Genomic DNA, 25,711 nt, shown 5'->3' with positions numbered 1-25,711 from the left:
CTTTTCAATCCAGTACAGCCTCGACTGCGGCAACCGCTTTCGCCACCGCGTCTGCGATACTCATTTCGGAAGTGTCCACAACAACGGCGTCCTCTGCGGGTTTCAAAGGAGCATCCGCGCGGTTCGTGTCACGATGATCGCGTGCCCGGACATCCTCAAGCACGCTGTCGTAGTTGGTCTCAAAGCCTCTCTCGGTCAGTTCGGCCAACCGCCGCTGCGCCCGCACTTCGGCGCTGGCCGTCACGAAAAGTTTCACTTCGGCCTGCGGACAAATCACGGTGCCGATATCCCGCCCATCCAGAACGGCCCCGCCAGACCGGCGGGCAAAGGCGCGTTGAAACTCCAGCAAAGCCGCACGCACATCCGGGATCGCGGCAACTTTGGACGCGGCCTGTGCCACCTCGGCAGTGCGAAGGGCCGGGTTCTCAAGATCATCTGCGGCCAAAGTCTGCGCCACGGCAATCGGGTCTTCACCCTGCAACATGCGCGCGCCGACTGCGCGATACAGCAACCCCGTGTCCAGATGCGCCAGATCGAAATACGCCGCCACGGCTTTGCTGATCGTACCTTTGCCGGCGGCTGCCGGACCGTCGATTGCGATGGTGAACGGGGACATCATGCTGGCTTTCGGAAGGTCATGTAATGCGGCATCCGCTTTTCCCGCAGCGCCTTCATTTCGTAACGGGTCGAATACCAGTCTTGCCACGGATGACGCCAATCACCCGGCCCTTCGGCAAGCCATTCGAACCCGGCTTTCGGCACTTCGATGAGAGTCTGGCGTACATAGTCGGGAATGTCTGTCGCCACGCGAAACTCGGCACCGGGGGCCAGTACGTCATGTAGGGGCCGAAGGTGGTCCTGCGTCACGAAACGCCGCCGGTGGTGACGCTTTTTCGGCCATGGATCGGGGTAGAGCAGGAACGCCTTTTCCACCGATCCCTCTGGCAACACGTCAAACAGATTGCGCGCATCCCCCGGAAACACCCTGAGATTGTCGACGCCGGAATCGCGGACCTTTCCCAAGAGCATTGCAACCCCGTTGATGAACGGCTCGCACCCGATGATCCCCTTGTCGGGATATCGCTGCGCCTGATGGATCACATGCTCGCCTGCCCCGAACCCGATTTCGAGCCAGATCGGCTTGCCCCCGAACACCTTGTCGAGATCAAGCGGAATGCGATCCGGGTTGTCCTCCCAGGAGACGGGACCGGGGCTTAGCGCGTCAAGATCGCTTTCCAGATATTCCTTCTGGTTCGGGCGCAGGGTCTTGCCCTTGAAGCGGCCATAAAAATTGCGCCACGGTGCGCCGGACGGGTGTTTGGTTCTTGTCATGCGGCGCGGTTTAGCGATTGAGGCACAGCCCCGCAACGTGGGGCCGCCACTTTTTGTTGGACGAACGCTGTCACGGATCAACCAGGATCGACCCAAGCACCTCAAGACGATCACCAGCGTGACGGACCACCAGAACCTCACCCGAGCGCGTGGTCTGGCCGGTGAGCGCGCGGATGTTGACCTGATGCGTCACGACAAAGGGGCGGCCCTGCTGATCTGCAAGAGCTTGTAGCGCATCGCGGGTCTGACGTTCGCGGGTTGAGGCATCCTGAAAGAACGAATTGAACGCAGGCGCGTCTTCGACCGGGCCAAGGTTCAAAAGGCCTGCGGTGTCACGACAGCGGCACCACTGGCTTGTCAAGACAATGTCGAATGTTTGCCCCTTGTCGCGAAAGGCCGCACCGATCCGGGCTGCCTGATCGCGACCGCGCACATCCAGATTGCGCTGCGTGCCGCAGTCGCCCACCCGAAAATCGGCAGGATCACCGATGCCGGGGGCCAAGGCGTGGCGCATGATCGCAAACGCGCCGGGGGTGTCCAGCGCGGTCCAGTCATTGGCAAACACGAATCCCGGCCACATCAAGGCCAGGACAAAAACCAGCCGGGTCACCATTTCACTCTCCTTTCGGCTGTTCCCAAAGGGACATAGAACGCGGCCCGAAAATGAAAGGCCGCCCAAAAGGACGGCCCATGCGGTTGTTCGGAGTTGCGCGATTTAACGGCTTTGAATGATCATTCATTCCCGGCCACGGTCAGCCCCAGAAGGCGCCAAACCTGCATGCCGCCCCGGTAATAAAAGATACGCTCCGCAGGAAAACCGGCTTCTATCATGTTGCGAATTGCTGTTGGCGATTGGCCGCACCAGATCCCGTTGCAGAACAACGCCACTTGTTTGGCATCTGCGCAATCCCATCCCTCGAAATCCGGCTCACATCCCAACTGACCAAGTTCGTCCAGAACGTATGTATACGGAATATTGATCGCACCGGGAATGGTGCCGCCCTCGAACCAATCGGGCGTCCGGCTGTCGACAACCACAGCTTCGGGATCCTGAATGAACTCAATCAGTTCCAGTTCACCGATCGTCGTGACCCCATCCGCGGGGATCATCGGTTGGATGCAGAAATTGGGACAGGGACGCGAGGTGCGCGCCCATTCGCCGGTGACTTCGTTCTCGGTGTCCTGAATTCTCGCAATCTCGACCGCGCCGTTTGGCGTCTGCACGGTGACAGACGGCATATCCTTGGTGATGCCCACCTCGGGTTCCGCCTGCACGGTGCCACCTGCGACAACCAGCGCCGCAATCACAGCAAAGCGTTTCATCATGTTCTCCTCCATACTCAGTCAATTTCCCGGACCGGGCCCATCCCGTGACTGTGACAGACCACGCACCGTCCTGCACTGACTTCGATCAGATTAGGCTTGATGAATGGGGATGTCTTGCATGCGCACCAAAAAAGGCCGCCCCAAGGGACGGCCTTATCCAATCCGCAAGACCTGCGCGGGATCAGATGGAATTCAACAACGCATCCACAAGATCGGTGCGTTCCCAGCTGAAACCGCCATCCGCTTCGGGCGCACGTCCGAAATGGCCGTAGGCTGCGGTGCGTTCGTAGATCGGCCTGTTCAGTTGCAGATGGGTGCGGATGCCCCGCGGGGTGAGGTCCATCACCTTGGGAATGGCCTGTTCGATTGCAGCCGCGTCCACGTCGCCGGTTCCATGCGTGTCGGCATAGATCGACAACGGTCTGGCCACGCCAATGGCATAAGACAGCTGGATGGTGCAGCGCTCTGCCATTCCTGCCGCAACGACATTCTTGGCCAGATAGCGCGCCGCATAGGCCGCCGAGCGGTCCACCTTGGTCGGATCCTTGCCCGAAAACGCGCCGCCGCCATGTGGTGCAGCCCCGCCATAGGTGTCCACGATGATCTTGCGGCCCGTCAGGCCCGCGTCGCCATCCGGCCCGCCGATCACGAAGGTGCCCGTGGGGTTGACCCACCACTCGGTCTCGGCGGTGATCCAGCCTTCTGGCAGGACTTCGCGGATATACGGTTCGACAATCTCGCGGATATCGTCAGAGCTTTGGCTTTCATCGGCGTGCTGGGTCGACAACACGATCGAGGTCACGCCCATCGGCTTGCCATTCTCGTAGCGTACGGAAATCTGCGACTTCGCATCCGGGCGCAACAACGGTTCCGCGCCGGATTTGCGCACTTCGGCCAATCGCTTCAGAATCGCATGGCTGAACTGGATCGGCGCGGGCATGAGCGCGTCGGTTTCGTTGGTGGCATAGCCGAACATGATGCCCTGATCGCCTGCCCCTTCGTCCTTGTTTCCGGACGCGTTCACGCCTTGGGCGATATGTGCCGATTGCTGATGCAGCAGGTTGGTGATTTCGCAGGTGGCGTGGTGGAATTTTTCCTGCTCGTAGCCGATATCCTTGATGCAGGCGCGGGCTATCTCGGGAATGCGATCCACATAGGTGGCAAGCTTGTCCTCGTCGGAGAGGCCCACTTCGCCGCCGATCACGACACGGTTGGTGGTGGCGAATGTTTCGCAGGCAACACGCGCTTCGGGTTCTTCGGCAAGAAATGCGTCTAGAACGGCGTCCGAAATCCGGTCGCAAACCTTATCCGGGTGGCCCTCGGATACGGATTCCGAGGTGAAGATATAATTCTGTCGGGACATAAGTGCTCCATTGGGGTCTGCCGTCACGTCAGGAAGCCGTTGTGACGGGAATGATGATCTGCGTTACTCGGGCGGTGCGTTGGGGTCAATGGGTACGCGCCGTTTCCAAACCAGTAGAGTCGCAAATGCCACGATCAGCACCATCACGGCCAGCCAATCACCTGTGCGACTGTAGAGCGTTGGAGACAACGGCGCAGGCAGCGGCACGTCGAGAAACCCGGCCCGGCCAAGTGGCAGCGAGTCCACGATGCGCCCAGCCGGGTCGATCACCGCAGAAATGCCGGTATTGGCCACCCGGATCATCGGCAGCCCCTGTTCGATGGCACGCAGGCGCGCTTGGGCAAGGTGCTGCTGCGGACCTGCATTGATGCCGAACCACGCGTCATTGGTGATCTGAAGCAACAGATCCGGGCGCTCAGGCGTCCCGTTCACATCCTGCGGAAACACCGCCTCGTAGCAGATCAGCGGCAGTGCTTTGCCAAGCGGGCCCAGATCAATCAGCGCAGGCCCCGGCCCCGCCGAATAGCCAGCATCCGCCCGCGCAGCGAGGCCGAGGATGTTGAACCGCGCAAACAGCGATGCGGCGGGCATGTATTCCCCGAAGGGCACAAGGTGGTGTTTGTCGTAGAGGTCGGCCACCTTTCCCGTACTGTCCAGCGTGATGAGCGAATTGTAAAAGCGTCCCTGCTCTTCGCGCTGGATGCCCAGAACCACCGGTGTGCCAGCAGCGGCGTCCGCAATCACCTCAAGCGCGGGTCCGGCAGTGTCGAGCAGGTTCGGCACCGCCGTTTCCGGCCAGACGATCAGGTCGGGCTTGGGCAGTTGCGCGGTAAAATCCACCTGCCGGTTGAAGAACAAGGGGATGAAATCGCGGTCCCATTTCTGGTGCTGCGGCGCGTTGGGCTGGATCAGGCGGACCGTGAACCCCGTTGGGTCCATGGACATCGGGTAGAGAAACATTCCTACGATAAACCCGTTGATGCCCGCCAGCGCTGTGACGCTCAGTCCGATAAAGGAACGCCTCTCGATTGCCCAAGCAGCACTTGCCGCCAGTACCAGCGTCACCAGCGTCACCCCATGCGGGCCAAAGACGGCGTGCCATTGCGCAACCGGGGTCGGTGCCCAGACATAGCCCACTAGCCCCCAGGGAAAGCCGGTCAGGATATAGGCCCGCGCCAGTTCGATCGCGGCCCAGCAGAGGGCAATTCCAAATGGGCCGGGATGCAATCGCCGACCCGTCCAGAATGCGGCGGCCCAAAGAAGTGCCAAACCCGACGCCAATCCAACAAGAGCAAAGGGCGCCATCCAGCCAGTGGCAACCGCGTCGACCTGGAAGGGCTCCAGAATCCAATGCATCGATACCGCGAAATAGCCCAGCCCGAACAGCCAGCCTGTCCAAGCGGCGGATTTCGGAAATGCGTCAAACCGAACCAGCGCAAACACCGCGCAAAGTGCCGGAAAAGCAGCCCACCAGAGGTCGAAAGGCGGCTGGCCCAGTGCAAACAGGCCACCCAGACACAGCGCGCCAAGGCGGCGGATCAGTGCCATGCGATCAGGCGGACGTCGCAGCGGCCGCTTCAAGAGCCTCGCGCGCACGGGCATTGTCGCCCATGGCGGTTGTGCTCAGCCGCACGCGCATCCGCTTGATACGGCGCGGATCGGCATCAATCACTTCGAATTCCGGGCCTTCCGGATGCGGCACAACTTCGCCGCGCGCCGGGACATGGCCAGCCAACATGAAGACCAGACCGCCGAGCGTGTCGATTTCCTCGCCATCAATATCGTCGTGATCGGTCAGGTTCAGACCGATCTCGGCTTCGAACTCTTCCAGCGGTGTGCGCGCAAAGGCAAGGTAAACCCCCGGCTTTTCGCGCGAGAAGTTGTTGCCTTCGTCCAGGTCGTGTTCATCTTCGATCTCACCGATGACCTGTTCGATCAGATCTTCGATGGTCACCAAACCGTCCACACCGCCATATTCGTCGATCACCAGCGCCATGTGCCGTCGCTCGGTCTGCATCTTGGCCAAGAGAACCCCGATGGGCATGGATGGCGGCACAAACAGCAAGGGTCGCAGCATCTGCTTGAGATCGAACTCGCTGCTCTTGCCATTGAAGCCGTGCTTCAGCGCCAGATCCTTGAGATGGGCCATGCCGACCGGCGTATCCAGCGTGCCGCTATAGACCGGTAATCTGGTCAGACCGCTTTCACGGAATACCTTGACCAGTTCGGGCAAGGTGATCGTGTCGGGCACAGACACGATTTCGGCCCGCGGCACAGCCACGTCCTCAACCCGCATGCGGCGCAGGTTCATCATGCCATCTATTGGAGACATTGCCCGGCTCACTTCGGTCGCAGGGGGCTTATTGGCATTCTCTGCCGCACCACCAAACCAATTACGCAAACGTGTCATCATTCCACGTTTCGGAGTGTTTTCATTCGTCTCACGCGCGCGGTGCGCTGCGTTAGACGAGTCGTCGTTATCGCCCATTTTTTCCTGTTCCGGTGAAGGCCTAATGGCCCGTACTATCCCCTATATGGGTCTGCAATGCCCATTTTGCCAAGTATCACGGTCTCCAACCCTTCCATCAGCGTGGCATCACGGTCACGAACATGATCGTAGCCCAGAAGGTGCAGCACTCCGTGAACAATCAAATGGGTCACATGATCGGGCATGGGTTTGCCTGCACTCTGGGCCTCGCGCAGGCAGGTGTCATAGGAAATCGCGATATCACCAAGCCCTTCGCCCATCATCGGATCGGGGGGCGGCGGCGGTATCGGGGTGGCGCCTTCCTTGTCGGGTGCGAGGTCGCAGGCGGGCCAGCTCAGGACATTGGTCGGCTGTGGCTTTTCGCGGAATTCCGAGTTCAGTTCGGCAATCCGGGTATCATCACACCCGAGAACGGAAATCTCGTACCCATCAAGGGGAAAACCCAGGTGTTTCAAGGTGTTGATCGCAGCCACCTCAGCAAGTGAGTCTAGCCCGGCGTCCTGCCAGCGCAGGTCTTCGATCACGATGTCAGTCAATGTGGTCACGGATCATCCCTTGGGGGCCAGCCCCCAATCCCCCGGAGGTCTTTGGAGCAAGACGAAGATCAGGTCGATTCCGCGTCCTTTTCGTAGGCTTCGATGATCGCTGCCACCAAAGGATGCCGCACCACGTCTTTTGAGGTGAAGTAGTTGAAGCTGATTTTCGGGATCGTCTTCAACAGGCGTTCGGCATCCGACAGTCCGGACGCGACACCGCGTGGCAGGTCGATCTGGGTGCGGTCGCCGGTGATCACCATGCGCGAACCTTCGCCGAGCCGGGTCAAAAACATCTTCATCTGCATGGACGTGGCGTTCTGTGCTTCGTCGAGAACCACAAACGCATTCGACAACGTGCGGCCGCGCATGAAGGCCAAAGGCGCAATCTCGACCGTTTTTTCTTCCATCATCCGGGCCAGTTGTTTGCCCGGCAGGAAATCATTCAGCGCATCGTAAAGCGGCTGCATGTAAGGATCGACCTTGTCTTTCATGTCGCCCGGCAAATAGCCCAGCTTTTCGCCCGCCTCGACCGCAGGGCGCGACAGGATGATCTTGTCAACCTGTCCGGTGATGAACATGTTCACCCCGACAGCCACGGCAAGATAGGTCTTGCCGGTGCCCGCAGGGCCGATTCCGAAAGCCAGTTCGTTCTCGAACAGCGAGCGCACATAGGCTTTCTGCGCATCGGTGCGCGGTTCCACCAGTTTCTTGCGGGTCTTGATCTCGACCGGGCCACCTTCGAACATCTCGATCTGGGCATCCGGTCCGGATTCTTCGGGAGCCATGCGGAATTCGCGGTCGATATCGCCGGGGCTGACGCTGCGTCCTTGCTCAAGGCGCTGGTACAGCGCCATCAAAACCTCGCGCGCATCTTCCTGCGCATCTGGTTCGCCATGGATCGCCAACTGATTCCCCCGGCGCAGAATCTGCACGCCCAGGCGGGTCTCTATCTCGGTCAGGTTGCGGTCATATTCACCGCAAAGGTCTATAAGCAAACGGTTATCGGGGAATTCTAGCAGCGCTTCGGACAAGATGTCTGTGGTCACTCGGATCTCCGGTGCAAGGGTCGCAGGATCAGGTTGGCAAGTTCCATCATGCAGTGCAAGCCGTCAGCCACTTTGTCACAAAGCATCCCCGACCAAAGATGCCGAACCGCCCTTGAAGTCACCAATCGCCGTGCTGCTTTCACCGTGATTGCCGGAACAGACCGGATTGCCGTTGCGATCAAGCCGGGGCGAAAGATAACCTTCGACACCATCGTCGATGATCCAGTGGTCACAGCCGTTGGGATCAATCCAGATACCTGCCTGCAACTGGCTTAACGGTTTCTTGTCAAACCCACGATCATAACTTTTGTCAGCACCGACGGATTCGCACCCGGCCAGCGCGGCACAGAGGCACATAACGGTAACGCAGCGGACCATGGGCGTTCTCCTTAGCGCAGGCACAGAATTTCCACCCGGCGATTCTTGGCCATTCCGGCGGTGCTTGAGTTGCTGGCAACCGGGCGGCTCTCTCCGAAGCCGCGCACCGAATAGATACGCGCGCCGGCCTGTTGCGCCACTTGCGCCACCGCGCGGGCACGCCGTTCGCTCAGCGCCATGTTGGACGCGTCCGACGCGCGGCTGTCGGTGTGGCCTTCGATCACGAAGCCATTTGCCGGGTTGGCGGTAAAGAAGCTTTGCAGGCTGTTGGCCCCACCGGGCGCAAGCGTGTCGCTTCCCGTGGCAAACATCGTGTCCGTCGGCACGACTGCGCAACGGCTGACCTGATGGCAGACAGGTGTTCCGTTCCGGCGCAGGTGCGGGCTCATGAAGCCTTCGACACCGTCATCCATGACCCAATGTTCACACCCGTCGGGATCAATCCAGATACCGGGAATGTACTGCTCGCCCTGCTGTGCAACCGCGAATTGCGGCAGCGCCAATGCAAGACTGAGACTCCATGCGGACAACCGCCCTACCATCACCGCATCCCCCGATTTGGTATGGCGCCCCGACAGTGTGGCCAGAGCGCCCGATTCCGTTTCATACTACCAAAGATTGCGGTTCAGGAAAGGGGCAACCGCAACATATCGCGTCGAACCGCTGGATTGTGGTCAATCGACCAACACCCCGCCCAGCGAATTGCGCCCGCTATCGGTGATCCGCACGCGCCGCAGGTCGCCCGGCGCCACGTCATCGGCCAGCACATGCACCGCGTGAAGGTGATCCGATTTGCCCACCATCTGACCCGGATCACGTCCGGGCTTTTCGAACAGCACGCCGACCTCTTGGCCGATCATGGCGTCCTGCAAAGCCTTTTGTTGTTTGGTGATCAGAGCCTGCAACCGTTGCAACCGTTCGTCTTTGATATCCTCGGCCACCTGATCGCGTTCCGCTGCAGGTGTGCCGGGACGTGTGGAATACTTGAAGCTATAGGCATAGCCATATTTGGCAGCACGGATGATATCCAATGTCGCCAGGAAATCCGCTTCGGTCTCTTCCGGGAAGCCGACAATAAAATCACCCGACAGCAAAAGATCCGGCCGCGCCGCGCGCAGTTTTTCGATGATCTTCAGATAGCTTTCCGCGGTATGTTGCCTGTTCATCCTCTTGAGAATGCGGTCCGATCCGGACTGCACCGGAAGATGCAGATACGGCATCAGCTTGGGACAGGTCGCATGGGCCTCGATCAACTCATCCGTCATGTCATTGGGATGGCTGGTGGTGAAGCGGATGCGTTGCAGCCCGTCGATATCGTTCAGCGCCCAGATCAGCCGCGCCAGAGACCAGTCACCGCCGTCTCCAGCGCCGTGATAGGCATTCACGTTCTGCCCCAGCAGGGTGATCTCGCGCACACCGCGTTCGACAAGATCGCGCGCTTCTGTCAGGATACGGTCTGCCGGGCGCGACACCTCGGCCCCGCGTGTGTAGGGGACCACGCAGAAAGCACAGAACTTGTCGCAGCCTTCCTGCACGGTCAGGAACGCCGTTGGTCCGCGCTTGGCTTTTGGGCGGTTCTTCAGGACCTCGAACTTGTCTTCTTCGGGAAAGTCCGTATCCAGCGCCTTTTCCCCGTTGCGTGTCTTCGCCTCGAGCTCGGGCAGGCGGTGATAGCTTTGAGGGCCAACCACCAGATCGACCATCGGCTGACGGCGCATGATTTCGGGGCCCTCGGCCTGTGCGACACAACCGGCAACGCCGATTTTCAGATCAGGCTTGGCGGCTTTCAGATGTTTGAATCGGCCCAATTCGGAATAGACCTTTTCGGCGGCCTTTTCACGAATGTGGCAGGTGTTCATCAGGATCATGTCCGCGTCATCCGGCGTTGACGTTTCCACATATCCCTGCCCGCCCAAAGCTTCTGCCATGCGCTCACTGTCGTAGACGTTCATCTGACAGCCATAGGTCTTGATAAAAAGCTTCTTCGGCTGAGACACGGGCCAATCCTCCGGCTGGGTTTCAAGGCGTGCCGATACCGCATGTCACCCCTGTCTTGCAATGCACGCTTTTTTCACCGAGTCTGTGTAAAACCCCCGCAGAGGCCCCCTCATGCGTTACGCAGGCATCAACGAACTTCTTTCCCAGAACCCGGGCGCGATCGCCAAGGGGCCAATCGCATTGGTCTTTGTCGAGGACAACGTCGAAATTGACACCACCGTGCGGCACAACCTGCACCTTGGGTTCAAATCGGTCATTGTCTTCATGTTGCCGGAATTTGATCTGGCCGCCGATATCAAGGGCCGCGTGCTGCGCGTGGACGCGAATATCGCGCGCGACGGCAATCGCGACGAGATCGTCAACAGGATCATCGCCAGGGCACCGGGTGTCTGGATGTATGTCTGTTACAACGCCGAATACCTGTTCTTTCCCTTTTGCGAGACGCGCACGATCGGCGAATTGCTGGCCTTTCACACCGAAGAACGTCGCGATGCAATGCTGTGCTACACGGTCGACCTTTACGCGGGGGATCTGGAAACCCACCCCATCGCCGTCAGCATCGAGGACGCTTATATCGACCGATCCGGCTACTATGCCTTGGGTCGGCCCGATCCGGTAACAAACCATCCCAAGGAACGGCAGCTTGATTTCTTTGGTGGCTTGCGCTGGCGGTACGAAGAACATGTGCCGCCGGAGCGGCGCAAGATTGACCGCATCGCGCTGTTTCGCGCCAAACCGGGGTTGGCGATTAACGAAGATCACACCTTCAATGACGAAGAATACAACACCTATGCCTGTCCCTGGCACAACAATCTGACCGCAGCAATTGCCACGTTCCGCACGGCAAAAGCGCTCAAGCGTAATCCGGGGTCAGCGTTCGAGATCGAGACGTTTCGCTGGCACAATTCCGTGCCGTTCGAATGGCACTCGCGGCAATTGCTGGATCTGGGCCTGATGGAATCGGGGCAGTGGTTCTAGGTAAACGGCAAGATCAATCCGCCACGGGGACATCCAACGTGACAATCGTCCCCACAGCGCCGCGCGTGACCTGTAACGTGGCCTGAAGCCCGTCGCACAGACCCTGCACGATCCGCCCGCCAAGCCCGTCGGCGTTCGGCCATGTCACGTCTTCCGGCAAGCCGACGCCGTCATCTGTCACCATCGCACGCATACCGCCATTGTCGGTGCGCATGACACGCAATTCGACCAGTCCGGACTTCTGATCCCGAAACGCATGTTGCATCGCGTTGGTCAAAACCTCGGACAGGATCAGACCGATACGCACAGCCGTTTCCGTATCCACCATCAGTGGTTCGACATGCACATTCATCCGTATCCCCGGTCGACCATCGAGATATGCAATCGCATTGGCGACACGACCGAGATACGCGCCAAGTTTGATCTTGCCGTCATTGCGTTCAAGCGTTGCGGCCGACATTTCTTCGTAGAGCAGTTGCAGGCTTTCGATGCGCCGCGACAGGTCTTTGTATTCTTCGGGAACGTCACTGTTGCGCGCCTTCATGCGGATCAGGCCAAGGATCATGGCCAGATGGTTTTTGACCCGATGCTGGATCTCGGCCATCACGGTTTCGAACTGCTGCAAGCGTTCCGCCTGTTTGTCGCTGGCAATTTCGCTTTGCAGGCCGACGAAATACACAAGTTCGCCGCTTTCGTCGAATACGGGTGAAATGAGAAGCGCGTTCAGGAAGGGTTCACCATTCGCGCGCACATTGGTCAGGACGGTGGACACCTCTTCCCGGTTGTCGATCGCTGCGCGCAGTTCCTGGATCGTGGCGGACGAGGTTTGTTCACCCTGCAAAAACCGGCAGTTGCGGCCCAGCGCCATTGCGGATGTGTATCCTGTCAGGGTCTCGAAGGCGCGGTTGACGTAGACAAGCGGATTGTCCAGCAGGCGTGGATTGGTCAACACCATTGCAACGGTGGAAGAACTGAAAATCGCGGTCGCATCTTCCTCACTGATATCGCCCGCCTGGAATGAGACTTTTCTGTCCATCGCGCTGTGCCCTGTCTTTACTTCAACCCGTGATGGTCGGTCGATGATTGGGTTGAATCCCAGTCATTTCCCACAATCGCATCTTCGTGTCCATTTTTCGAAGTCGCCTTTTCGCACGGTCGAGCGGGATTAATCCAGATCCTCGGTGATGATCCTGTCGTCAGGCACATCCAGTGTTCCAAGCGCCTTCAAGACGTCATCAATCATCGGCTCGGGGCCGCAGACATAAATCGGGCCATTCGTCTCTGACACGATACCCTGTAGAAATTCCGCATTGATCCGGTCCGCTGCAAAGTCGCTGTCTGCCTCGTCGGTCACGACGAAATGGCAGACCAGTCCTGGCATGGATGTAAACGTTTCACGCAGGATGATGTCGGCTTCGGTCTTGTTCGAAAACACCAGATGGCACCCTTCAAGCGTGCCATGGGTCTGCAAACGTCGCTTCAGAATGGCGATGAAGGGAGTGATACCCGCACCGCCGGCGATAAAGACACCCGGCCCCTTGTCTTCGATGGCCCCCCAGGGTTCGCTGATTTCGACCTGATCGGTCATCTGCATTCCGGCGATCTGTTCGGTCACGCCATCATGGTCGGGATAGGATTTGATCACAAACTCCAACGTCGCGTCGGTTGGCAGACCGGTAAAGGTGAACGGACGCTGCTCATTCCGCCAGCCGTCCTTGGCAAGTGCAAAATCGCAGGCCTGACCGGGGGTATATTCGTACCCGTCCGGTTTCTTGAACACCAGATGATGGGTGTCGTGGGTGACAGGTTCGATGCTTTGCAGCGTCAGCGTGAATGTCATGTGACGTGTCTCCTTTACGGAAGACAACGGTCAACTCAAAGCGGAGTTCCGAGATTGATCAAAGATGATCGTATTGCGGCATGCCAAGCACATGAAACCCGCCATCCACGCGCAGGATTTCGCCAGTTGTGAAGGCTCCGGCATCCGACGCCAGATAGACAGCCGTGCCGCCCACCGCTTCGAGCGTGGCGTTGGAGCGAAGTGGCGCGTTCTGGTCTGTGTGCTTGTACGTCTTGCGCGCACCACCAATGGCCGCCCCGGCAAGGGTTTTCATCGGTCCGGGGCTGATCGCATTCACGCGGATGCCTTCGGGTCCAAGATCGTTCGCCAGATAGCGCACCGAGGCTTCCAACGCGGCTTTGGCGACACCCATCACGTTGTAATTCGGTGTCACGCGGGTCGAGCCCATATAGGTCAGTGTCAGCAATGTGCCGCCGTTTTCGACCATGAGGGGATGGGCACGGCGGGCCACGTCGACAAAGCTGTAGGCCGAAATATCCAGCGAGTTCTTGAAGTTCGATCGGCTGGTGTTGAGGAATCGACCCTGCAATTCCGTCTTGTCGGAAAAGGCAATCGCGTGGACCACAAAGTCAATCGTCGGCCAGCGCGCGCCCAGTTGTTCGAACGCCGCATCCAGCGAGGCATCGTCGGTCACATCGACATCGACCATGAAATCCGACCCGACGCTGGTCGCCAGCGGTTCAAGACGCTTGCCAAACGCTTCACCCTGATAGGTGAAGGCAAGCTCTGCCCCGGCCTTTGCCATCGCCTTGGCGATCCCCCAGGCAATCGACCGCTCGTTGGCAACGCCCATGATCAGGCCACGCTTGCCCTGCAACTGTCCTGCCATACTCAATCCATGACCTTCGACATCAACATCGACCCGTTCGTGCCACCAAACCCGAAAGAGTTGGTCATGACCGTGTCCAGCCCGGCATTTTCCACCAGTTCGGTTGCGATCTCTTCCGGTTTCAGCGCCGGGTCCAGCGTTTCCACGTTGATCGACGGGATGATGAAATCGTCGCGCAGCGCCAGCAGGCAATAAATCGCCTCTTGCGCACCCGTGGCGCCCTGGCTGTGCCCGGTCATCGACTTGGTGGAACTCACCGGCGGTGTGCTGCCATCGCCGAACACGCGGCGAACCGCTTCGATCTCGCCGACATCGCCCACCGGGGTCGAGGTGCCGTGCGCGTTGATATAGCTGACCTTACGCCCCTCCGGCAGCGTTTTCAGCGCGCCGCGCATCGCGCGTTCGCCACCTTCGCCAGACGGAGCGACCATGTCGGCCCCGTCGGAGGTGGCCGAAAAGCCGGTCACTTCGGCATAGATCGTTGCCCCGCGTGCCAAGGCCCGTTCCAACGGTTCCAGAACCACAATCGCGCCACCACCCGAGATCACGAACCCGTCGCGGCCCTCGTCAAAGGCGCGCGACGCCTTCTCGGGTGTATCGTTGTACTTGGACGACATCGCGCCCATCGCGTCAAAGAGGCACGACAGCGTCCAGTCAAGTTCTTCACCACCACCTGCAAACATCACGTCCTGAAGACCCAACGCCACCTGTTGCGCCGCCATGCCGATGCAATGCAAAGACGTGGAACAGGCACTGGTGATCGAAAAATTCATGCCTTTGATCTGGTAAGCTGTGGCAAGATTCGCGCTGACCGTGGAGGACATGGTCTTGGGAACCGCAAACGGACCGATCCGCTTGGTTCCGCCGGTCTTGAGCACGGTCTGGTGCGCCGTCAGCATCGCACTGGTGGATGGCCCGCCCGATCCGGCGATCAGACCGGTCATCGGGTTCACCACCTCGTCAGGCGTCAGCCCGGCATCTGCAATGGCCTGCCCCATCGCGATATGGGCGTAGGCCGATCCCGGCCCCATAAAGCGCAGGGTCCGCTTGTCCACATGGTCGGCCACATCCAGATCAAGCGCACCCGCCACCTGCGAGCGAAACCCGTGTTCGGCCATATCCGCATTTGCGGTGATCCCCGACCGGCCCGCCTTCAGGCTCGCGGTCACCTCGTCGATATTGTTCCCGATAGAGGAAACAATTCCCAATCCTGTCACGACAACTCGGCGCATCACGGCTCCTTACAATTGTTGCAAATGTGTGTAGGGCAAGCCGGGGGGACGGGGCAAGCAGATTGGGTGGGTTCGTTCTTCACAGCGTTTTTGACGATCCGCCACACCCGCGATGCCGAAAAGATCGTCAGATCAGGCACCGCTTTGATGGACCTACCCGCGCCTCAAGGCTTAGCTTTCCGACAGTGCGACCTTCATGTCCTTGACCAGATAGATCGTCTCTCCATCCGCCTCGACGCGGCCATCTGCGACGCCCATGGTCAGGCGGCGAGTCTGGATCGCCTTGGTGAAGTCAACGTAATAGGTGAGCATCTTGCGGTCAGGCCGCACCATGCCGGTCAACTTGACCTCACCGACACCCAAGGCATAGCCGCGCCCCTGCCAGCCACGCCAGCCAAGGTTGAAGCCCGTCAACTGCCACAGACCGTCAAGCCCGAGACATCCCGGCATGATAGGGTTTCCCGGAAAATGGCATTCGAAAAACCACAGGTCCGGTTTGATATCGAACTCGGCCACGACATGGCCTTTCCCGTGTTCCCCGCCATCGCCGGAAATATCGGTGATCCGGTCCATCATCAGCATCGGCGGCTCGGGAAGTTGCGCATTGCCGGGGCCAAACAGCTCTCCGCGCGCGCATCTCAGAAGGTCGTCGCGATCAAAGCTGCTTGGAAAATCGGTCATGTTCGGCATGGCTCCCGGAAGGAATGGCAAATCCCGCCCCCTCTAGCATCGCGCCCATCGCCCGCGCAAGCCCACGCCGCCAAGGCGCGTGAGACAAGATGTTGCAAGAAATTTATTTGAACTGCGAGGCGTTCGCACCCTATATACAGGTAGATACAGGAGCGGGATTGGCATGTCTTCACTATCTATCGAGCGCGGAACAGATTGGCTTTCCAAGGGAGGCGTGCGCCCGACGCGGCAACGTGTGGCCCTTGCATCCCTATTGGTGGGTGATGGAAAAAACCGTCATGTCACGGCCGAGAGCCTTTTTGCTGCCGTGCAAGATACCGGCGAACAGGTTTCTCTTGCGACCGTTTACAACACCTTGCGTGCCTTTTGTGATGCGGGTCTGATGCAGGAAGTCACGGTTGACGGTGCGCGCAGCTATTTTGACACCAACACCCATGATCATCCGCATTTCTTCTGGGAAGACGAAGGCCGCCTGACCGATGCGCCCGCAGACGAACTTGAAATTGCGCGTATTCCTGGCCCGCCGGAAGGTGCCGAGATTTCAAGCGTCAACGTGGTGATCAAACTGCGCCGGACCTGAATCGGCACTCCGTCAAAGTGTCGAGCAGTCGAAGACGGTGATATCAAATTCCAGAAAAAGCGGTTTTCGCGCCGTATAGTCGCGAACGCGATCGCACCGGCCCCGCAAATCAGCATGAAAACTGCGGATGTCGCTGGATCGGCTTTCCGCGACCAGATGTTCGAAATCATTCACCACGAAGATGTCGAAACCCGCATCCAGCCAATTGTCGAGAACCCATTCTTCCGGCTGGATCGGCCAGGCATGCGGTTGAATCGGGAAATCCTTGTCCTGCGTGGCGTCGTCTTCGAGGCCTGACATTGCAAACGGCGCATTGACCCAGAACATCGCATTCTCAGCGTCCGTTGTCAGGATGCGTTCCTCTGCAATCTCGGGCATTTCCACATTGTACCTGGCCCCCAGGCGATCCAGCCGATCAAGTTCCATCTTTTGCGCGTCCAATGTCTGTGGCACCGGCAGGACCAGACCGGAATGTACCTGCGCATTTGGATATGTCTCGGCCAGAAATTCGGCCAGATGCACAGCGTTCGGGGTCACGCGCGCCTGCTGGACCACGTTTGCTGCGCTGGCAGCCATGATGACAAACCCGGCAATTGCACTGACCAGAATGATGTATCTTGGCAACCGCACATAGACCCGCAGCATGTCCATAAGAACCAGCGTCGCCAGCAGCAGCGCGATATAGAGGTTCGGCAGGAAGAGATGTTCGGGCTGGCGCGTGCCGACAGTCAGAGAGATCGTTATGATCGAGATGGCGTTGGCCAGCCAAACCGCCATCAGCGCATCGCGCAGAGCCAGACGACACGATTTTGCCAACAGCCAAATCGGCGCAACTGCGGCAAATGCAAAGACAACCGGATTAAGCCCCGTCACCGCATCGCCAAAAATCCCGAGGGTGATCGGAAGGCCCACACCAAACGGATCTTCTTCGCGCACCGACATGACGGTCTGAATACGCTGGAACGCAAGGAAGCCTTCGATGTCCAGCAAGATCCCGATATTCATGACCGGCCACAGGAGCACGAGCAACAACACTGAAAAACCAAACGATCTCAGCGCATTTCCCAGCCCTTCGCGACGCGCCAGAACAAAGATCATCCCGATCGCCAATGGCCCCAGAACCAAAATTGCGGATTGTTTGAATCCAAAGGCCAGCGCGACAGTGATGCCGATCACGATGTCCCAGCGTTGTTTCCTGACCGCATCGATCCGCATCAGAAACGCCCAGACAACAGCAAGACATGCCGTCGCCAGCCCGGTATCACCTTTCGCGATATGCGCCATGAACACAGCGATGGGCAAGATCGCGGCAAAGGCGCCGACAGCGGTTGCATGACCCAATGACAGCCCGACACGGTGCGCACATGAGAAGAAAAGCGGCGCGCACAAAGCCCCTATGACGGCAGTCACATACCGCGCTGTCACATAGAACGGGGTCGGGTCGTCAAAATAGGCTTGCCGGAATTCGCCCGTGTTCGACCACATGTCGCTCAGCAAACCAAAGACAAAAAGCCCCGCAAATGCGATTCCGTTCAGGTAATTGAAAAAGGGTGGGTAAAAGTGCTGTGTCGGGATCAATTGACCCGTCAGAAAGCGTGCAGAATCATTGACGCGTTCATCTCCGTTGAAGAATCCGAAATCAGCGCCAGACGCACGGAAAAACACAGCGGCCATGAACAAGCCCAAGCAAATTGCAAAATTTGCCGCTTTTTGGTCGGAATTAACCATTAGCGCTTAAACACTCCCGGATGAAACGTCGTAGCCAGATCGTAATGAGTGACAGAGAATTAACATTTCCGCCGCAGAAAACGGGATCTTCCCTGCAATTCCCACATTTATTGCCGTTTTGTTGCGAAAGTCAGATAAAATGAGCGCTATGTCCAAGATCGTTTCCCAATCTTCGCAGACTGAAGCGCTCGACCTGTTTGTCGATCTGGATGGAACGCTGATCGCCGGTGACATTGCCCAAGAATCGCTGGCACATGCTGCAAGGCACTGGCGACCGCTTATCGCGGCGATCCAAGCCTATTTCTCTGGTGGCTTGGCGGGTTTGAAGCGGTCTCTTGCACAAACGGCGGCTCCCGATGTCACCACCCTGCCTTACCGCGAAGAGGTGCTGAACTATATCCGTGCCGCGCGGGCGGCAGGACGGCGCGTTGTGCTTGCGACAGCGACGGACATCACCATTGCACGGCAGGTGTCAGACCATCTTGGGCTGTTCGATGATGTGATCGGGACGGAACCCGGTTTGAACCTGAAAGCAGACGCCAAACTCAACGCCATCCGCGAAATGGCGCAGGGGCCGTTTGAATATCTCGGCGACAGCGATGCTGACGTTCCTGTGTGGCAAGCCGCTGAAAAGGCGGGCTTTGTCAGCCCAAGTCAGGGTGCAAAACGTGAAATGGCGCGGTCCTCCGGGTCGGTGTCCCTGCATATTGAACAGGACATGTCGCCCTTCGCCGCCTTGATCAAGGCCATGCGGCCACATCAATGGGCCAAGAACATCCTGGTGTTCGTGCCGATCCTTTTTGCGCATGAGTATGTCTATCTGGAAGTCTTGACGGACGGTCTTTTGGCCTTCTTCTGTTTCAGCCTGTGTGCCTCGGGTGTGTATCTGATCAACGATATGGCCGACATTCAGGCCGATCGCAGACACCCAACAAAATACAAACGACCTTTCGCGGCGGGTCACCTTTCCATCAGGCAGGGCATTTTGGCCGCGACGCTCTTGCTGGGCGCTGCGCTCCTGTTCGCATTCCTGCTCGTGAACATGCTTTTCGGGTTTGTCTTGATGGGCTACGCAATCCTGACGACGGCCTATACCTTCTGGCTCAAACGGTTTTCCACCATCGACGTGGTCGCGCTGTCGCTCCTCTATACCGTGCGCATCTTGGCCGGGTCCGCCGCAACGGGACTGACGCCAAGTCCTTGGCTTCTGAGCTATTCTCTGTTCTTCTTTCTCAGCCTTGCCTACATGAAGCGCTACATTGAACTCGACGGGATGAGTGCCACGAAAGAGGACGCGAGGCTGCCATCACGAAATTATTACGCGTCCGAACTTCAACTCGTGCTGACATTCGGAATCTCGAATGGCGCACTTTCCATCCTGACATTGGCGCAATACGTCAACTCGGCCGCCGTGAAGGCCAATTATGCAACGCCTTTCCTGCTTTGGCTGATCGTCCCGATCATGATGTTCTGGACCTATCGCAGCTGGACCTGGGCCAGCCGGGGCAAAATCGGCGATGATCCGGTTGTGTTTGCGCTGAAAGACCAGATCAGCCGCATTTGCGTGGTCACAATCCTGTTGATCATCATCACGGCGCGGGCCATCAATGTCCATTGGGGTGTCATATGACGTGGGGCGCCTTCGCGCTGATATTCACCAGCGTGTCCCTTTCTGCGCTTGGGCAAACCGCCTTCAAGGTCGGCGTCGGGCAAGCCCCGGCGACACCCGATGCGAGCGTGTGGATCAGAGCGGCGACCATGGTCTTTTCGCCGATGGTCCTGCTTGGACTGGCGCTTTATGGCGTCGGCACGGTGTTCTGGCTATTTGCGCTGCGGCAGATGGATCTGTCGCTTGCTTACCCTTTTGTCGCGATGAGCTTTATCATGGTGGCCGGGTCGGGCATGCTGTTCCTCGGAGAACCGGTTCAACCGACGCGCCTTGTCGGGCTTGGTCTCATCATCGTTGGCCTGCTGGTCATGGCGCGTGGCGGTTGATTCAAATCGCACGCACTTCAATCGGGCTGCAAGAACCACCTGTCGATACTCCCGAAAATTCGGGCCGCCGGACCCAACCCACTCACCTGGCTAGAGAAAATCGCGGCGCTTGCGTGATGATCACCGCCGCCCTGCCCAACCTTGGCACCGGTAGAATTTTCGACAAAGCCCACCTTTAAACCCGCGTTCACACTCTGCCGACCATCACTCGTCGTGGGGGTTTTGATGAGTGGAGTGGGGCATGGAACCCTTGACCGACGTGTTCGGAACGCAGACGTCTGCGGCGGCGATGGCATTTGGGCTTCGGGGGGTTGTGGACTGGAGCGTGCAGCAACCCTTCCTTGATGTATTCAAGACAGCGCGGCCCTGGCATGCCCATACCGATGGGCAATGGGGGGCTTATGGCGCGGATGGCCTTGCTCGAATGGGGGTAATGGACAGCAACGGCTGGATCACCGACTTCCCGTCAGGGGTGGAACGTATCGAGGCTTTCATCCTCACGGAAATGCCCGCCGAGGCAAGCTATACCGGAGGGCTGTATCGGCTGAGTTTTGACGGCGCAGGCGAAATCACTGTCTTTGGCGCCGAGATCGTGTCGCGCGGGGATGGTGAAATCTGGTTCAACTACCGCCCGACCGGCGACGGGATGGTCACCATCTCGATCAGTTCCACTGATCCGCAAGACAACGGGAATTACCTGCGCAACATCGAGGTGGTGAAACAGGAACACATTCCCGCCCACGAGGCCGGGCAATTGTTCAATCCTCTCTGGCTCGACATCATCGACGATGCGCATGCCCTGCGGTTCATGGATTGGCAGGAAACCAACGATTCAACGATCCGAACCTGGTCAGAGCGACCGCAGGACGGCCACTACACCTATCACGGCGGTGTCCCGCTGGAAGTGATGGTCAATCTGGCCAACGCCACCGGAACCGAACCGTGGTTCAGCATTCCGTGGCATGCCGACGCTGCGTATATCCGCGAATTCGCGACCTATGTGCGGGACAATCTCAACCCCGATCTGCGGGCGCATATCGAACTGTCCAACGAGGTCTGGAACTGGATGTTCGAACAGGCGCAGGATGCCGCCCAGGCTGCGCAGATACGGTTCGGGCAAGACCTTGGGGATGGATGGGTACAGGAATATGGTGCCCGCTCGGCCGAAATGGCGCGCGTACTGGATCAAGTCTACGCGGGGTCCGAAGACCAGTTGGTCAAGGTGATCGCAACCCACACCTATTGGCCCGGTCTTGAAGACGCGATTTTCGATGCCCCGGCCTGGCAGGCGCAAAGTGCGGCAAACGCGGCACCCTACCTGTCGTTCGACACCTACGCGATCACCGGGTATTTCGGAAACAGCCTGGGAACAGATGCAAAAGCGGGCGCTGTACTTGGGTGGATTGCGCAAAGCGAGGCTCAGGCCCGGCAGGAAGCGGCTTCGCAGGGATTAACCGGCGCGGCGGCGAATGCCTATTTTGCCAACCACCGGTTCGATCTGGCCGAAGATCTTGCGGTGCGGGAATTGCGCGACGGGTCGATCACCGGAAATGCCGAGGATTCTCTTCAGGGTCTGTTCGAGCTTTTTCGCTATCACAAGGCGGCCGCGGATGCGCATGGGCTTGACCTTGTCATGTATGAAGGCGGAACACATGTCGTCGGGATCGGGCAATGGGTCAACAACGATCTTCTGACAGAGTTCTTCACCCACCTCAATTATTCCGACGGCATGGGCCAGCTCTACAACGAACTTCTGGCCGGCTGGGAGGCGGCGGGCGGAACATTGTTCAACGCTTTCGTCGATGTATCAGAGCCGACGCAATGGGGGAGTTGGGGATCTCTGCGTCACTTGGAGGATTCGACTGCGCGCCACGATGCGGTTGTGGATTTCATGCAAAGCCATCCCGCCCCGGACCATATGAAAGATGGCACATGGGCGTCTGAACCGTCTGATTTCGGCCCGGCACCTGCGCCGGATCCGTCTCGCGATCCGGATCCCGACCCGGTTCCGCGACCTGATCCGGCTCCGGCGCCCGATCCCGAACCAACGCCGTCACCATCGCCAAACCCAACTCCGACAACACCAACTGACGATGTTCGCGAATATGTCTTCGGCAACAGTCTTTACGTCTGGGCCATCGGTGATCCCGAATTGTCTGTGGCCCACTGGATGAACGCCATGGCACATGCGGCCGGGAATTCATATTCTGTCGGCATGCAGACAGGGATGCTGACGCAGCATGATGATCTGCCGCCAAATCCGCATGTCAGCCTCGAAACGGTTGATGAGGCGTGGGATCCCGAGAGCGGGCAAAGCTTTGCCGAGGCCCGTTTCAACCAGATCACCATTTCGGCGGTCAATTTCGTCCAGGATCAATCTCCTGACAGCGCCTACTGGATAGACCCGAACACGTCACCTGCGGCATCGGCGTTGCGGGTCATCGAATGGGCAGAGGCGCGTGCGCCCGGTGCTGCGATCAACCTTTACGAGACATGGCCGGAAATGGAGGGGTTCATTTCGACTTTCCCCCCTTCGGAGGCAGAGTTTGCCGCATGGCGATCCTACATGACCGGAGAATGGCACGATTGGTGGGTCTCCCTGACCGAGATCATCAGAAATGCGCGTCCCGACCTTGACGTGCGTTTGATCAGCGTTGGTCCCCAGATCGCCGCCATGCTGGATACGCCGTCCTTGGGTCTTGGTTCGTTGGATCCAAGCGATCTGTTTGTCGATGACGGACCGCATGGTACGGCAACGCTCTACTTTTTGGCGGCCATGGTTCACTACTCCACGGTGTTCGGCGACACACCCCCAAGCGATCTGTCCCTGCCAGGCAGCATTCATCCGGACGTGGCCAACAATATCGACGCGATCGCGAATTGGCTTTCGGATGGGCAAAGCGGCGGCCTGCCTGACCCGATTGTCAATCCGTTCAGCGAACAATCCGACACGCCACCACCATCAGGGGGCCCCGACACTGTGCAAACCGCGCGCGACGCCGCAGGTAGCACCGATGGGGATGATCGCCTTTTGGTCAATGGTGCCAATGGAGTGATTGATGGCAGAGGCGGGTCTGACACTTTGGTCCTTGGTGGCGATCAGGCGTCTTACTCTGTTCGGTTCTCGGCCGATACTATCATTGTCGAAAACCGCGCAAGCGATGCGGTTCCGATCACCCTTCGCAACATCGAATGGGTTGATTTCGACAGCGAAGTTGCCCCGTTTGGCCAAGAGGGTCTGTCGGTTGAGATGTTCGATGGCATGGCCACTCTGGATGGTGCGTCGATGGCCGCTTTGACGGAACTTTACATCGCGTATTTCAACCGGGCACCGGATGCCGTTGGATTGTTCTATTGGGGGGATCAGATGGCGGGTGGACTTGGACTTGATCGGATCGCCGAATACTTCTTCGACCAACCAGAGACCCGCGCCTTGTACGGGAACCTTGATGATCTGCCGGCCTTCGTCACGTCGGTGTATCAAAATGTGTTGGGCCGCGCGCCGGACGCTGATGGCATGACCTATTGGCTGAACCTGTTGGAAAGCGATGGTGCGGTCACGCCCCCGACGTTCATTCAAGCCATTCTTGACGGGGCGAAAGCCGAAACCGGGGGTCCGGCGGATGCGGCGTACCTGGCCAACAAGGTGTTGCTTGGCGGGCATTTCGCAATCACGCGCGGCATGTCCGACGGGAATGATGCCAACATGATCATGCAGGGATTTGACGGCTCGGATACAAGCCTTCAGGTCGGAATGGTCCGAAGCGACGCGCTTTATGCTGACATTCTTGACGGCATAGAAGATGGTTTCCTGATGCAGCTGGTCGGGATCACGGACAATCCGTTTTCGTTTTGAAGAATTGATCGGGGTCGCCAAACGATCATTTGCGGCGCCGCAGAGGCGACACAAGAAATGATAAAGCTGAAGGATCGACAACAATGCGGGCATGATATGGCGTGCCTTTTCAGGTGATCTGGGCTGTGCGCCCAACTGCCGCCCACTTTTGGCACCGAGGTCTTAACAAAGCTTTTCCCGCACCAGGAGATGCGTCGAATTAGACGCATCTTCACAATACCGATTGCGTGGACTCACAGCTTCTGTGACAGTTTACCATGATGGTGATCGGCGTGTGTTGCGTCGATCGATTAGGGAATACGGTGTGATTCCGTGACTGCCCCCGCAACTGTAAGCGGCAAGTGCTTCGCGCAAAACCACTGGGCCAGACAGCCTGGGAAGGTGCGACACGCACGATGACCCGCGAGTCAGGAGACCTGCCATCAGATGAGAACTGAACCCGGGCGGGGTGCACCGGAGGTCGATCTGCCTGGCGCAAATTGGCGCAATGCACGCACGCGACCTTCCGGCAACCCGCCTTAGCGCGGAGGGCGCTTTATGACTATTGAACGAACCCTGACCCAACTTCAGGTCAATCCATCCACGCCAGAGCGGGCGCGCGAGATTGGCCAGTTGGGCTATATGCAATGGCTTGGCGGGCTTCCTGCCGAGGCGTGTTATCTGACCGAAGCGACGTTGGCCTATATGTCCGCCGCGCCGTTTCGCGAGACCGATCCGGCTGTGGCCGAGTTTTGCGGCCTTCTGAAAGCGTCGCTTGATGCGCCTCTCAGTCCGCTTGATCTGGCCTTGCCCAAACCCCGCAGACGCGGTGGGGCAAAAGAGCGGCGTTTGTCACTTTAGGCGCTGGCCCGCTGCCGCAGCATCGAACGCGGCAGCGGCCCCATCGGTCAACGGATCGGACAAAAGACTGCGCGCGATGTCGGGCGACAGGGTAAAGCAATCCAGACCACGATCCGCAAGCGCGACCATCTGATCTGCGTTGCGCAATGACGCGACAAGCACACGCGGCTGCCCCGCAGCGATTGTCTGCATTTGCTCAATCATCTCAAGCGCGGGTAACCCGGCTTCTGACATGCGGCCAAAATAGGGAGCGATGAAGTCCACCCCAAGCGCCTTGGCGACAAAAACCTGTTTGGGATGATATGCCGCCGTCAACAGGATTGGCCCACCCAAGGCCTTGATCGCGGGAACCGCGCGAATGGCTTCTGGGGTCAAGGGGATTTTCACAACGGTTGCAAGACCCGCCTTGGCCCCGGATTCGTAAAGGGCGGTCGCCCAATTCAGGTAACTTTCGACAGGGCCATAGACCTGGGCATGAAGTTCCTGCGCACCCAGTTCCCGCGCGCGCGCCGCTATGGCGGTCCAGTCAATATCCGGATACGACAGTCCTGCCCTCTGCGCCAGCAACGGGTTGGTGGTGATCCCGCGAAACAGGCCGGTCGGCATCAGTTCCGCCCACGCGGGCTCGTCCGCACTGTCGAGGTAAAGGTCCACG

The 25,711-nt window shown here is 58.8% G+C and carries 25 protein-coding genes and 2 riboswitches; of the genes, 6 read left to right on the top strand and 19 right to left on the bottom strand.

Translation table 11 applies throughout. From position 1 onward, the window contains the following. Positions 1–4 precede the first annotated feature (4 nt). The 12 genes from cmk to miaB all read right to left on the bottom strand — a co-directional run bounded on the left by cmk (position 5) and on the right by miaB (position 10,466). Positions 5–619 carry a (d)CMP kinase gene (cmk, locus tag ACTIEN_RS14685; RefSeq protein ID WP_439523897.1) on the bottom strand — a complete coding sequence of 205 codons (615 nt, stop codon included), beginning with the start codon at positions 617–619 and terminating at the stop codon, positions 5–7. After that, positions 616–1,332 (bottom strand): tRNA (guanine(46)-N(7))-methyltransferase TrmB, encoded by a 717-nt coding sequence (gene trmB, locus ACTIEN_RS14680; RefSeq protein ID WP_439523896.1) that lies wholly within the window; start codon positions 1,330–1,332, stop codon positions 616–618. Before trmB ends, cmk begins: the two co-directional genes overlap by 4 nt. Positions 1,333–1,402: 70 nt before the next feature. Beyond that, positions 1,403–1,945, bottom strand: a complete 543-nt coding sequence (locus ACTIEN_RS14675) for a histidine phosphatase family protein (protein WP_439523895.1) — start codon at positions 1,943–1,945, stop codon at positions 1,403–1,405. Positions 1,946–2,064: 119 nt separating this feature from the next. After that, positions 2,065–2,655, bottom strand: coding sequence for a rhodanese-like domain-containing protein (locus ACTIEN_RS14670; RefSeq protein ID WP_439523894.1), 591 nt, complete (start codon positions 2,653–2,655; stop codon positions 2,065–2,067). Between the two features lie 184 nt (positions 2,656–2,839). Beyond that, positions 2,840–4,021 (bottom strand): methionine adenosyltransferase, encoded by a 1,182-nt coding sequence (gene metK / locus ACTIEN_RS14665; protein WP_439523893.1) that lies wholly within the window; start codon positions 4,019–4,021, stop codon positions 2,840–2,842. A gap of 3 nt (positions 4,022–4,024) precedes the next feature. After that, positions 4,025–4,072, bottom strand: a riboswitch (SAM-SAH riboswitch). Positions 4,073–4,084: 12 nt separating this feature from the next. Beyond that, positions 4,085–5,569, bottom strand: a complete 1,485-nt coding sequence (gene lnt / locus ACTIEN_RS14660) for an apolipoprotein N-acyltransferase (RefSeq protein WP_439523892.1) — start codon at positions 5,567–5,569, stop codon at positions 4,085–4,087. Positions 5,570–5,573: 4 nt separating this feature from the next. Further along, complete coding sequence (locus tag ACTIEN_RS14655; protein ID WP_439523891.1) at positions 5,574–6,353, bottom strand: hemolysin family protein; 780 nt, start codon at positions 6,351–6,353, stop codon at positions 5,574–5,576. 191 nt (positions 6,354–6,544) lie between these two features. Then, a complete protein-coding gene (gene ybeY / locus ACTIEN_RS14650) occupies positions 6,545–7,054 on the bottom strand; it encodes an rRNA maturation RNase YbeY (RefSeq protein WP_439523890.1) in 510 nt (169 codons plus the stop codon). Between the two features lie 59 nt (positions 7,055–7,113). Then, on the bottom strand, positions 7,114–8,091 hold the full coding sequence (locus tag ACTIEN_RS14645) for a PhoH family protein (protein WP_439523889.1): 978 nt from the start codon (positions 8,089–8,091) through the stop codon (positions 7,114–7,116). 75 nt (positions 8,092–8,166) lie between these two features. Next, positions 8,167–8,469 (bottom strand): hypothetical protein, encoded by a 303-nt coding sequence (locus ACTIEN_RS14640; RefSeq protein ID WP_439523888.1) that lies wholly within the window; start codon positions 8,467–8,469, stop codon positions 8,167–8,169. A gap of 11 nt (positions 8,470–8,480) precedes the next feature. After that, the gene (locus ACTIEN_RS14635) at positions 8,481–9,011 is read right to left on the bottom strand and encodes an OmpA family protein (protein ID WP_439523887.1); all 531 of its coding nucleotides are present in this window, start codon (positions 9,009–9,011) and stop codon (positions 8,481–8,483) included. Positions 9,012–9,143: 132 nt separating this feature from the next. Further along, complete coding sequence (miaB, locus tag ACTIEN_RS14630) at positions 9,144–10,466, bottom strand: tRNA (N6-isopentenyl adenosine(37)-C2)-methylthiotransferase MiaB (RefSeq protein ID WP_439523886.1); 1,323 nt, start codon at positions 10,464–10,466, stop codon at positions 9,144–9,146. Positions 10,467–10,578: 112 nt separating this feature from the next. Between miaB and ACTIEN_RS14625 the strand changes: the two genes are divergently transcribed. Next, complete coding sequence (locus tag ACTIEN_RS14625) at positions 10,579–11,445, top strand: hypothetical protein (RefSeq protein ID WP_439523885.1); 867 nt, start codon at positions 10,579–10,581, stop codon at positions 11,443–11,445. Between the two features lie 13 nt (positions 11,446–11,458). On the opposite strand, the gene ACTIEN_RS14620 is transcribed toward ACTIEN_RS14625, so the two are convergent. The 5 genes from ACTIEN_RS14620 to fabA all read right to left on the bottom strand — a co-directional run bounded on the left by ACTIEN_RS14620 (position 11,459) and on the right by fabA (position 16,048). Next, positions 11,459–12,481, bottom strand: coding sequence for a PAS domain-containing protein (locus ACTIEN_RS14620; protein ID WP_439523884.1), 1,023 nt, complete (start codon positions 12,479–12,481; stop codon positions 11,459–11,461). 129 nt (positions 12,482–12,610) lie between these two features. After that, a complete protein-coding gene (locus ACTIEN_RS14615) occupies positions 12,611–13,285 on the bottom strand; it encodes an FAD-binding oxidoreductase (protein WP_439523883.1) in 675 nt (224 codons plus the stop codon). A gap of 58 nt (positions 13,286–13,343) precedes the next feature. Further along, positions 13,344–14,135, bottom strand: coding sequence for an enoyl-ACP reductase FabI (locus ACTIEN_RS14610; protein WP_439523882.1), 792 nt, complete (start codon positions 14,133–14,135; stop codon positions 13,344–13,346). Positions 14,136–14,137: 2 nt separating this feature from the next. Further along, on the bottom strand, positions 14,138–15,367 hold the full coding sequence (locus ACTIEN_RS14605) for a beta-ketoacyl synthase N-terminal-like domain-containing protein (RefSeq protein WP_439523881.1): 1,230 nt from the start codon (positions 15,365–15,367) through the stop codon (positions 14,138–14,140). A 171-nt stretch (positions 15,368–15,538) separates the two neighbouring features. Further along, positions 15,539–16,048 (bottom strand): bifunctional 3-hydroxydecanoyl-ACP dehydratase/trans-2-decenoyl-ACP isomerase, encoded by a 510-nt coding sequence (gene fabA / locus ACTIEN_RS14600; protein WP_439523880.1) that lies wholly within the window; start codon positions 16,046–16,048, stop codon positions 15,539–15,541. Positions 16,049–16,220: 172 nt separating this feature from the next. Here fabA and irrA point away from each other — a divergent pair, with 172 nt between their 5' ends. Then, entirely contained in the window at positions 16,221–16,637 is a 417-nt protein-coding gene (irrA, locus tag ACTIEN_RS14595; RefSeq protein ID WP_439523879.1) for an iron response transcriptional regulator IrrA, read from the top strand. A 12-nt stretch (positions 16,638–16,649) separates the two neighbouring features. Here the strand turns inward: irrA and ACTIEN_RS14590 are convergent, their stop codons facing one another. Beyond that, positions 16,650–18,311, bottom strand: a complete 1,662-nt coding sequence (locus ACTIEN_RS14590; protein ID WP_439523878.1) for a hypothetical protein — start codon at positions 18,309–18,311, stop codon at positions 16,650–16,652. Positions 18,312–18,513: 202 nt separating this feature from the next. On the opposite strand from ACTIEN_RS14590, the gene ACTIEN_RS14585 reads away from it, so the two are divergent. From ACTIEN_RS14585 to ACTIEN_RS14570, 4 genes are all read left to right on the top strand, one after another. After that, a complete protein-coding gene (locus ACTIEN_RS14585) occupies positions 18,514–19,995 on the top strand; it encodes a UbiA family prenyltransferase (RefSeq protein WP_439523877.1) in 1,482 nt (493 codons plus the stop codon). After that, positions 19,992–20,360 (top strand): DMT family transporter, encoded by a 369-nt coding sequence (locus ACTIEN_RS14580; RefSeq protein WP_439523876.1) that lies wholly within the window; start codon positions 19,992–19,994, stop codon positions 20,358–20,360. The genes ACTIEN_RS14585 and ACTIEN_RS14580 overlap by 4 nt, the downstream gene beginning before the upstream one ends. 241 nt (positions 20,361–20,601) lie before the next feature. After that, positions 20,602–24,216 (top strand): DUF4214 domain-containing protein, encoded by a 3,615-nt coding sequence (locus ACTIEN_RS14575; RefSeq protein WP_439523875.1) that lies wholly within the window; start codon positions 20,602–20,604, stop codon positions 24,214–24,216. 244 nt (positions 24,217–24,460) lie between these two features. Further along, a riboswitch (cobalamin riboswitch) is annotated at positions 24,461–24,654 on the top strand. A 99-nt stretch (positions 24,655–24,753) separates the two neighbouring features. After that, positions 24,754–25,056 carry a hypothetical protein gene (locus tag ACTIEN_RS14570; RefSeq protein ID WP_439523874.1) on the top strand — a complete coding sequence of 101 codons (303 nt, stop codon included), beginning with the start codon at positions 24,754–24,756 and terminating at the stop codon, positions 25,054–25,056. Here the strand turns inward: ACTIEN_RS14570 and ACTIEN_RS14565 are convergent. Beyond that, positions 25,048–25,710 (bottom strand): transaldolase family protein, encoded by a 663-nt coding sequence (locus ACTIEN_RS14565; protein ID WP_439523873.1) that lies wholly within the window; start codon positions 25,708–25,710, stop codon positions 25,048–25,050. The genes ACTIEN_RS14570 and ACTIEN_RS14565 overlap by 9 nt on opposite strands. Position 25,711 lies beyond the last annotated feature (1 nt).

Source organism: Marivita sp. (assembly GCF_051859345.1).
Classification (GTDB): domain Bacteria; phylum Pseudomonadota; class Alphaproteobacteria; order Rhodobacterales; family Rhodobacteraceae; genus Marivita.
Note: the sequence above shows the minus strand (reverse complement) of the source record. Positions and strands in the feature narration are given on the sequence as shown.